This is a genomic window from Oleiphilus sp. HI0086 (assembly GCF_001635225.1).
The window spans coordinates 1-2,431 of sequence record NZ_LWFZ01000980.1; the positions used below are offsets into that span (position 1 = coordinate 1).

Sequence of the window (2,431 nt, forward strand, 5' to 3'; positions counted from 1 at the left end):
ACTCATTCGTTCTTCCATTACTTGTGTATTAATGTATTTGTTATAGAAACGGAGATACTACCAACTTCACCCAACGAATCCAGTACAGTGCTAGAATATGGCCTTTCAGAAAACTGATTTCTTTTTATAGAACAATCGTTATGCAAATGCCCGATACACAAGCTACTGAGCAATTATCCATTATCTTCCAAGATAAGTTCCTAATTGCTATACAAAAACCTGCAGGTTTACTGGTACACAAAAGTCCCATCGACAAGCATGAAACTAGCTATGCTATGAAAATATTGCGAAACCAGATTGATCAGTGGGTCTATCCGGTACACCGTTTGGATAAACCGACATCAGGGCTACTCCTATTTGCTCTGCATTCCGAGATCGCCTCTCAGCTTAGCTCAGATTTTGAAAACCGCTTGGTCAATAAGACATATCAAGCAATCGTTCGCGGGTATACTCCCACCAATGGAGAGATCAATCACCCTCTAAAAGAAATCGCAGTTTTCAAACACATGCAAAAACAACTTCAAAAAAAAGACCCTAAAGAAGCTGTCACACATTATGAACGAATGTGCAGTTTTGAGCTGCCATTCTCAGATGGGCGCTTCCCCAGTTCACGATACAGCCACATCCAACTGAAGCCCACAACCGGCAGAAAGCATCAAATTCGGCGCCACCTAAAACACATCAGCCACCCAATTATCGGTGATGTAAAATATGGGAAAGGTGAGCACAACCGTCTATTCAAAGAAAATTTTGATAGTCATCGTTTATTATTGGCAGCGACCAAACTTACGTTCAATCACCCAGTGACGGGGCAAAACGTGACATTAGAATGTCCGCTAGAAGAGAGCTTTACAAAGGCACTTACGAACTTGACACCTTACGAAGCAAAGCCTGATTAATAGTCAGGCACAAAAAAACCGATACACTTTCATGTATCGGTTTTTAGAACTTAGCTTTGCTTAAAGTGCAGCGTCCAATTCTGGAACAGCTTCAAACAAATCAGCAACCAAACCGTAATCAGCAACCTGGAAGATAGGAGCATCTTCGTCTTTGTTGATTGCAACGATTACTTTACTGCCTGACATACCTGCCAAGTGCTGGATAGCACCCGAGATACCAACAGCGATGTAAAGGTTAGGTGCAACAATCTTACCTGTTTGACCAACCTGCATATCGTTAGGTACGAAGCCAGCATCAACAGCGGCACGTGATGCACCTACAGCAGCGCCTAGCTTGTCAGCAACAGACTCAAGAATCTTGAAGTTGTCGCCATTTTGCATACCACGGCCACCAGAAATCACGATGTCAGCAGCAGTCAACTCTGGACGATCAGACTTAGCCATTTCTTCACCAACGAAGGTAGAGATGCCAGCATCCTGAACGTTATCAATAGCTTCAACAGCAGCAGAACCACCTTCAGCAGCAACAGGATCAAACGCAGTACCACGAACAGTGATTACTTTGATGCCGTCAGAAGACTGAACAGTAGCGATCGCATTACCTGCATAGATAGGACGAACGAAAGTATCAGCTGATTCAACTTTGATGATGTCAGAGATTTGCGCCACATCCAACAAAGCAGCTACACGTGGAAGGAAGTCCTTACCCGTAGTGCCCGCAGAAGTAACGATGTGAGAATAACCTTTACCAAGATCAGCAACTAGTAGAGATAAGTTCTCAGCTAGAGAGTGACCGTAGGCTGCATTATCTGCAACCAATACTTTAGCAACACCTTCAGCTTTAGCAGCTGCTTCAGCCGCCGCACCACAACCTTCGCCTGCAACTAGCACGTCGATGTCACCACCGATCGCTTTTGCTGCACTCAAAACGTTTAGGGTAACTGGCTTGATGCTACCGTTATCATGATCTGCAATTACTAGTATACTCATGTTAGATCACCTTCGCTTCAGTCTTAAGTTTGTCAACCAATTCAGCAACATCGGCAACTTTAATACCTGCTGAACGCGTAGCTGGCTCTTCAACCTTGGTAATCTTCAAGCTAGCAGCAACATCAACACCCAGGTCAGCTGGAGTTGTCATTTCAAGCGGCTTTTTCTTCGCTTTCATGATATTTGGAAGAGAAGCATAACGTGGCTCGTTCAAACGCAAGTCAGTTGTTACAACTGCTGGCAAGTTCAAACCAACTGTCATCAGACCACCATCAACTTCACGAGTAACATTTACTTTGTCGCCATCAACAACAACTTCAGAAGCAAACGTACCTTGAGGCATACCAGTCAATGCAGCAAGCATCTGACCAGTTTGGTTGTTATCAGAGTCGATAGACTGCTTACCAAGAATTACTAGCTGTGGCTCTTCTTTTTCAACAACAGACTTAAATAATTTTGCAGCTTGTAGAGACTGAACTTCTTCGTCAGTTTCAATCAGAATACCGCGATCCGCACCTAGCGCCAGGGCTGTACGAATTTGC

General features: G+C 44.0%; 3 protein-coding genes. 1 reads left to right on the forward strand and 2 read right to left on the reverse strand.

The genetic code is table 11. The features are described from left to right. Positions 1-146: 146 nt before the first annotated feature. Positions 147-899 carry a pseudouridine synthase gene (locus tag A3756_RS17595; protein ID WP_068508407.1) on the forward strand — a complete coding sequence of 251 codons (753 nt, stop codon included), beginning with the start codon at positions 147-149 and terminating at the stop codon, positions 897-899. Positions 900-959: 60 nt separating this feature from the next. Here the strand turns inward: A3756_RS17595 and A3756_RS17600 are convergent, their stop codons facing one another. After that, complete coding sequence (locus A3756_RS17600) at positions 960-1,889, reverse strand: electron transfer flavoprotein subunit alpha/FixB family protein (protein ID WP_068508383.1); 930 nt, start codon at positions 1,887-1,889, stop codon at positions 960-962. A 1-nt stretch (position 1,890) separates the two neighbouring features. Next, a partial coding sequence (locus A3756_RS17605) for an electron transfer flavoprotein subunit beta/FixA family protein (protein ID WP_068554114.1) occupies positions 1,891-2,431 on the reverse strand: 541 nt, incomplete at its 5' end.